Source organism: Nocardiopsis sp. FR4, from assembly GCF_009830945.1.
GTDB lineage: Bacteria > Actinomycetota > Actinomycetes > Streptosporangiales > Streptosporangiaceae > Nocardiopsis.
Map to the genome: position 1 here is coordinate 127,005 of NZ_VWVV01000018.1, position 6,889 is coordinate 133,893.

Consider the following 6,889-nt stretch of genomic DNA (forward strand, 5'->3'; position numbering starts at 1 on the left):
CCCGCGCGGCTCCCGCCGCTCGGGAGCCGCGCCCACACGGCTCCCCGGCCGCGCCGGGAGCGCACGGCGTTGCTAGCGTGCGGCCATGCGCAGCACCGAACACATCGGCGTCGTCGGGGCCGGAATCGTCGGCCTGGCCCTGGCCCGACGGCTCACCCTCCACCGCCCCGGCACCCGCGTCACCGTCCTGGAGAAGGAGGACCGGGTCGCCGCGCACCAGAGCGGCCACAACAGCGGCGTCGTGCACGCCGGGCTCTACTACGCGCCGGGATCCCTCAAGGCCACCCTGTGCCGGCGCGGAGTCGGACTGCTCCGGGACTACTGCGCCGAGCACGGGCTGCCCTACCGGGAGGTGGGCAAGGTGCTGGTGGCCACCGGGGCCGACGACGAGGCCCGCCTGGACGACATCGAGCGCCGGGCCGGGGAGAACGGCGTCCCCGGGGTCACCCGGCTCGGCCCGGCGGGACTGCGCGGGATCGAACCGCACGCGGCCGGAACCGGCGCCCTGCACTCGCCCACCACCGCCGTCACCGACTTCACCGCCGTCGCGGAGCAGCTCGCCGACGACGTGCGCCGCTCCGGCGGCCGGGTCCTGCTCAACACCCCCGTCCTGGACCTGCGCCAGGAGCACGACGGCGTCCGGGTCCTCACCGGGGACCCCCGCGGCGACAGGTTCGTCCACCGCTTCGACCGGCTGGTGCTGTGCGGCGGCCTGCACAGCGACCGGCTCGCCCGGATGGCCGGTGCCGACGCCGACCCCCGGGTGGTGCCCTTCCGCGGGCAGTACCACGAACTCGTCCCCGAACGCCGCCACCTGGTCAGGGGACTCGTCTACCCCGTGCCCGACCCCCGGTACCCCTTCCTCGGGGTGCACCTGACCCGGCACGTCCACGGGGAGGTGATGGCCGGGCCCAACGCGATCCTGGCCACCGCCCTGGAGGGCTACCGGGCCCGCGACCTGCGCGCCCGGGAACTGGCGCGGACCCTGGCCTGGCCCGGGTTCTGGCGCCTGGCCCGCCGCCACTGGACGGTGGGGGCCAGGGAGACCCTCGTGTCGGCCTCCCGCGCGGCCTTCGCCGCCCAGGCCCGCCGGCTCCTGCCCGAACTGACCGCCGCCGACCTGCGTCCGGCCCCGGCCGGGGTACGCGCCCAGGCGCTGGGCCGGGACGGCGCCCTGCTCGACGACTTCCGCGTCGACACCCACGGGCGGGTCGTGTGCGTGCGCAACGCCCCCTCTCCCGCGGCCACGTCCTCGCTGGCGATCGCCGAGTTCCTCACCGACACGTTCGTTCCCCGACCGTTCGGGTAGACCGCACCGACGCGGGCCCCGAACGTCTCGGACGGGGTTGTCCACAGCCTGGAGGTCACCCTGGTGGTGGCGCCCGCGGAGCCCCAACCTGAGAACGGCGGCGGTACCGGAGGGTCCGGGACCGGCGCCGGAGGTGACCATGCTTGTCCGTTGGGTCGCGGCGCTTCTCGCCGCCGCGCTCGCGCTCGTACTCGCCGCGGCCCCGGCCGCCGCCAGCCCACAAGGGGGAGAGTTGGACGGATTCACCATCGAACACCTGCCCGACCAGGTCGACGACCAGACCTCGGTCTCGGACTTCCACTACGAGTGGGGCGACGTGTCCTTCTCCAGCCGGGTCTGGGAGAAGGACACCGCGGAGGGCGTCCGGGTCCTCCTCCAGGTCCTGGTCATGCGCGGGGACAGACTCACCGATCTGGGGGCCGTCCGCGACTTCCTCACCGAGTACCACGAGCGGGCACCCGACTGGGAGCTCACCGAGTTCGACCTCCACGGCCACACCGCCCTGCACGGCGAGACCGAGGCCTTCTGGACCCCGGCCGAGGGCGTGGCGGTCGAGGTCCGCGACGCCTTCGGCCTCGTCGGGCAGGAGCAGTTGCTGACCACCGCGCGCGGGATCAGGGCCGAGGACCCCGCCTGAGCGGACTCAGCACCCCGAGAGCACCTCGCGCAGCGCGGCCTCCTCGTCCGGGTCGACGGTCAGGTCCCACACGTGCTTGACCTCGATCCAGGAGACCACGTAGTCGCAGTGCACCGACTCCAGCGGCGGCAGCCACTCCGCCGGGTCGGAGTCGCCCTTGGACCGGTTGGAGGAGGCACTGACCGCCCAGAGCTGGGAAGAGTCCAGGTCGTTGGCGAAGAGCTGGCGCTTGTCGGTCGTCCACGCGTGGGCGCCCGAGCGCCAGCCCTCCTTCAGGGCCACCATGTGGTCGATGTCGATGTCCTGCGCGTCGGTGAGGGTCTCACCGTCGTAGGCGCTGTACCAGGACCCCGACACCGGCTGGCAGTCCTCGTCGGTCTCCACGCCCTCACCGTCGCGCAGCAGTACCACCTGGCGTGTGGTGCAGTTGTCCTGTACTCCGGAGTCCCAGTGGGGGAACAGCGCCCGGTCGTATCCGCCGGGGTCCTCCTCCGCCTCCACCCGCAGTTCCTCCAGCTGCTGCCGGGCCTGTTCCACCGCCAGGCCGGACGAGGGGGCGTCACCGGTCTGCGACCCGGTGGCCCCCTCCGGGTCCAGGTCGATCACGCCCAGCTGGTAGAGGACGAGCACGGCGACGGCGAGGGCGCCGACCGCCGCCGCACCGCCGATCTTCGACGAGGCCTTCTTGGGCATCCACAACTCCACAACGCTTCGGGTACCGCGCACCGGAACGGCGGCGGTCGCGTTCCCAGCTTGGCCCATGCCCCCACCCAGCGGGAACACCGCCCGGGGACAGGAGTGCCTCACCCGCGGTTCGGCGCCACCGCCTCCCGGCAGCGCCAGGGCGTCCGGTCGGGAGGGGCCGGAGCCGCCGGCGGAGCGGGGGAGCCGCCGAAGGAAGGGGCACGGGAGGAGGGGGTCAGGACAGGAGGAGGTCGTACCCGAAGCTCCCGACCAGGAGCAGGCCCACACCCGCGCTGTACAGCCACGCCCGGGTCCGGTCCGGGTGGTCCCGGAGCGTGCGCCATGCGTACAGTGCCGTGCCCGCCAGGACCAGGGCTCCCTCCACGACGGCGGCCGCCACGGGCGTCTCCCACAGTCCCAGGCCCAGCAGGGGCAGACCGTGGGCGCCTCCGGGCAGGAGCACCATGTCCGGTCGGTGCACCAGCAGGTCCAGGAGCCAGTGGCTGAACACCACCCCGCCCAGTACCACTCCCGCGTCCCGTCCCCACCGGTCCCGGAGGAAGACGTGCACCAGCCCGCCCACCGCCAGCGCGAGCAGCAGGTTGCTGAGGAGCGCGTGCGAGTACTCCGCGGTGATGAGCGCGGACCCGTAGCCCTCCAGGGCCGGACCGGCCGGTTCCATACCCTCCACACCGAGCACCGCCAGGGGGAGGAAGACCAGGTCCGGTAGCTGGGCCGCCACCAGGAGCGCCCCCATGGGCAGTGTCGGACGCCAGGCCCTGACGATCCCCGCGAGTCCGAAGTGTCCGGCCAGCATCAGTCGTGTCTCCGATCGTGAGGGGGTGTTCCCGCCGGTGCGGCGGAGGGCCACCGCTCGTAGGCCCGGGCGAAGCCCTCCAGAAGCAGCGTGAAGGTCTCGTCCACGTCGTCGGGCAGCCCGAAGCCGCCCTTGGTCTCCAGGTCCACGAACCCGTGCAGTCCGCTGCGCAGCGTGCGGATCGCGTGCACCAGCTGTTCCTCGGGGATGCCGAACCCGCGCAGCACCGCCGCCAGCACCCGTACGGGGTCGGGGGACAGCTCCACCCGGGCGCGGGCCAGCCTCGGCAGCTGCTGCAGGGCGGTGTAGCGCCCCGGGTGGGCGTGCGCGTAGCGGCGGTAGGCCTGTGCGGTCACGCGCAGCGCGTCGGGTCCGCTGCGGCCCACGGCGGCCCTCTGGAGCTCCCCGCCGAGCGCGTTCGCCCCCAGCAGGGCCACCTCCCGGCGCAGCCCGGCCAACCCGTCGACGTGCTTGTACAGGCTGGGTGTGGCGACTCCGAGCCGTTTGGCCACCCCGGCCAGCGACAGGGCGTCGAAACCCTCCTCGTCGCTGAGCCGCGCCGCCTCCTCGGCGACCAGCGCCGGGGTCAGTCCAGCCCTAGGCACCCGCCACGACCTCCTCGGCCAGGGACCGCAGCGCGGGCACGACCACGTCGGGGCGCTGCGCCTGGGCGTAGTGGCCGCACTCGGGAACCATCAGCACGGAGCCGCGCACCACCGAGGCCGCCCACTCGGCCTCGGCGCGCGGGTCCTTCCAGTCCGAGTCCTGCTCGCCCATGATGACGAGGGCCCCGGCCCGGGAGGCGCCGACACCGGTGACGGTCTCACCGGGTTCGAAGACGGTCCGGTGGACCGCGCGGTAGCGGTCGGTCGGCCGCAGCATCTGCCGCAGCAGTTCCAGCTGCCGCTCGTGGCCCTCGGGGGTGCGTCCGGTGTGCAGCTTGTCGTAGTAGGAGGTCAGGAACGCGGGTCCCCAGGGGCGCATGAGGGCCACCCGCTGGAGGGTCCGGGTCAACACGTTGCCCGCGGGAGGACGGAGGAACGGGCCCAGCAGGGCGATGCCCGCCACCAGGTCGGGGCGCTCCCTGGCGGCGATGGCCACGGCGGCCCCGCCCAGGGAGTTGCCGACCATCACCACGTCCCTCCCGCCCAGCTCCTCGGCGAGCGCGATGGCGTCGGTGGCCGCCGCCCGGTTGGTGTAGGCGTCGAAGGTGGTGTCGCTGTCGCCGTGGCCGCGCAGGTCCATGGCGGCGACCCGGTACCCGGCCCCGGCCAGGCCGGCGCCGACGAACCGGAAGGAGTGGCGGTGGTCGAACATGCCGGGCACGCAGACCACCAGGGGGCCGGTGTTCTCGGCGCCGTAGAGGTCGTAGGCGATCCGTCCCCGCGGCCGGTCGAGGCGGTGCACCGTGCAGCTTCCCACGTTCGGGCTTCTTGTCATAGCCATGAAGCTAATGGCATTAGCTTTCCGGGTCAAGGGGCCGCGACGGGATTCCCCGGCGGACCGCGTCCGGTCATGCTCCGGGGCGGGCGCGGTACCGCCCGGGGCCGCGGAACCGGGGGAGGCCGGAGCCGGGGGTGTGAGCAGCGGCCGGGGGCAGCCGCTAGCGTGGACGCAGCCGACAAAACCGCGTGCTCCCCGGCTGGGGCCCGGCTTAGACTGCAAGGCAGATCGAGCCCTTCGGGGCCGCCTACACAACAGGAAGCAACACAGTGACCGACATCATCGACGAACTCCAGTGGCGCGGCCTGCTCGCGCAGACGACCGACCTTGACGCACTGCGCAAGGCGCTCGCCGATGGTCCGATCACCCTGTATTGCGGATTCGACCCGACGGCGGGCAGCCTGCACGTCGGTCACCTCACCCAGATCCTGACCCTGGCCCGTTTCCAGCGGGCGGGGCACCGTCCGATCGCTCTGGTCGGAGGCGGCACCGGTCTCATCGGCGACCCCAAGCCCAGCGCCGAGCGCCAGCTCAACTCGCCGGAGACGGTGCGGGGCTGGGTGGACACCCTGGCCGGGCAGCTCTCGGCCTTCCTGCGCTTCCCACGCGAGGGCGAGCAGGCCGGGCCGACCGACGCGGTCCTGGCCAACAACGCCGACTGGCTGGGCGGGATCAACGCGATCGAGCTGCTGCGTGACGTCGGCAAGCACTTCAGTGTCAACCAGATGCTCGCCCGGGAGACGGTCAAGAGCCGTCTGGACGGCGAGGGGATGAGCTACACCGAGTTCAGCTACGTGCTGCTTCAGTCCTACGACTACGTCCAGCTCTACCGGCGCTACGGCTGCACGCTGCAGACCGGTGGGTCCGACCAGTGGGGCAACATCACCGCGGGTCTGGACCTGGTGCGCAGGATGGAAGGCAACGAGCCGCACGGCCAGGCGCACGGGCTGACCACGAACCTGCTCACCAAGGCGGACGGGACCAAGTTCGGCAAGACCGAGAGCGGCACCGTCTGGCTCGCCCCCGAGCTGACCTCGCCCTACGCCTTCTACCAGTTCTGGTTCAACGCCGACGACCGCGACGTGGTTCGCTACCTCAAGACCTTCAGCTTCCGCAGCCGGAGCGAGATCGAGGAGCTGGAGGGCCAGACACTGGAGCGTCCGCAGGCCCGCGCCGCCCAGCGCGCGCTGGCCGAGGAGCTGACCACGCTGGTGCACGGTGAGGAGGAGTGCCGCAAGGTCGTTGCGGCCAGCCTGGCCCTGTTCGGCCGGGCGGACCTGGGCGAGCTGGACGCCCGCACCCTGGAGGCCGCCCTGGCTGAGGTGCCCAAGGCCGAGGTGTCCGGTCCGGTGGACGAGCTGCCCGTGGCCGACCTGTTCGCGCAGAGCGGTCTGACCCCGAGCAAGTCCGCCGCCCGTCGCGCCATCCAGGAGGGCGGCGCCTACGTGAACAACACCAAGGTCACCGATGTGGAGGCCGTGCTCGGGACCGAGGACGTCCTCCAGGACCGCTTCGTGGTGCTGCGCAAGGGCAAGCGCAACATCGGCGGTGTCATCATCACCGGTTGACCCGTGACCGTACCGTGGTCGGCGTACCCCCGCTGGGCGCCGACCACGGCTGCGCCTGCGGTTGGGACCGTGGTGCGGGCTCCGGAGGCCGGTGGTCAGGTTTCACGCGGGAATGTTGCGGGCACTACCCCTGTTGACTGAGACAAAAGCCGACGTAACCACGCGGACCCGGTGTGAGGACCGCGCACGTCACAGGGGCCTTCACAAGCCGCCCTCAGGGGGCGACGGGTCCCGGGTCCGAGGTGTGACACCTCGTCCGGGCTCTGACTTGACGTCTGCCCCCATCCTCCCTATACTCGAAAGAGTCGCTGCGGGACGGCGAGGATCCTTCGACGGATCGACTCGGAACCGGGCCGCATCACAAGACCTCCTCTCGAGTCCACGTGGTCCGAGCATGTGCTCGGAGCATGTAAGCTCAGGGAGTTGCCTCG

7 protein-coding genes are annotated in these 6,889 nt (G+C 72.4%); 3 read left to right on the forward strand and 4 right to left on the reverse strand.

Annotated features, from left to right (window positions below; all coding sequences use genetic code 11):
- The first annotated feature begins 85 nt into the window (after nt 1-85).
- Both lhgO and FYW95_RS17935 read left to right on the forward strand, forming a co-directional pair.
- Nucleotides 86-1,309 carry an L-2-hydroxyglutarate oxidase gene (gene lhgO / locus FYW95_RS17930; RefSeq protein WP_160050570.1) on the forward strand — a complete coding sequence of 408 codons (1,224 nt, stop codon included), beginning with the start codon at nt 86-88 and terminating at the stop codon, nt 1,307-1,309.
- A 232-nt stretch (nt 1,310-1,541) separates the two neighbouring features.
- Nucleotides 1,542-1,946 carry a hypothetical protein gene (locus FYW95_RS17935; protein ID WP_159945363.1) on the forward strand — a complete coding sequence of 135 codons (405 nt, stop codon included), beginning with the start codon at nt 1,542-1,544 and terminating at the stop codon, nt 1,944-1,946.
- Nucleotides 1,947-1,952: 6 nt separating this feature from the next.
- On the opposite strand, the gene FYW95_RS17940 is transcribed toward FYW95_RS17935, so the two are convergent.
- From FYW95_RS17940 to FYW95_RS17955, 4 genes are all read right to left on the reverse strand, one after another.
- On the reverse strand, nt 1,953-2,639 hold the full coding sequence (locus FYW95_RS17940) for an HNH endonuclease family protein (RefSeq protein WP_159945357.1): 687 nt from the start codon (nt 2,637-2,639) through the stop codon (nt 1,953-1,955).
- Between the two features lie 226 nt (nt 2,640-2,865).
- Complete coding sequence (locus tag FYW95_RS17945; RefSeq protein WP_160050571.1) at nt 2,866-3,447, reverse strand: permease; 582 nt, start codon at nt 3,445-3,447, stop codon at nt 2,866-2,868.
- Complete coding sequence (locus FYW95_RS17950; protein ID WP_159945359.1) at nt 3,447-4,052, reverse strand: TetR/AcrR family transcriptional regulator; 606 nt, start codon at nt 4,050-4,052, stop codon at nt 3,447-3,449. The genes FYW95_RS17945 and FYW95_RS17950 overlap by 1 nt, the downstream gene beginning before the upstream one ends.
- Complete coding sequence (locus FYW95_RS17955; protein WP_159945364.1) at nt 4,045-4,854, reverse strand: alpha/beta fold hydrolase; 810 nt, start codon at nt 4,852-4,854, stop codon at nt 4,045-4,047. Before FYW95_RS17955 ends, FYW95_RS17950 begins: the two co-directional genes overlap by 8 nt.
- Nucleotides 4,855-5,159: 305 nt before the next feature.
- On the opposite strand from FYW95_RS17955, the gene tyrS reads away from it, so the two are divergent.
- The gene (tyrS, locus tag FYW95_RS17960) at nt 5,160-6,458 is read left to right on the forward strand and encodes a tyrosine--tRNA ligase (protein ID WP_160050572.1); all 1,299 of its coding nucleotides are present in this window, start codon (nt 5,160-5,162) and stop codon (nt 6,456-6,458) included.
- Nucleotides 6,459-6,889 lie beyond the last annotated feature (431 nt).

Excerpts from the sequence above, each read along its gene's own strand:
- lhgO (WP_160050570.1), top strand. The coding sequence starts at position 86 with ATGCGCAGCACCGAACACATCGGCGTCGTCGGGGCCGGAATCGTCGGC.
- FYW95_RS17940 (WP_159945357.1), bottom strand. The coding sequence starts at position 2,639 with ATGCCCAAGAAGGCCTCGTCGAAGATCGGCGGTGCGGCGGCGGTCGGC.
- FYW95_RS17945 (WP_160050571.1), bottom strand. The coding sequence starts at position 3,447 with ATGCTGGCCGGACACTTCGGACTCGCGGGGATCGTCAGGGCCTGGCGT.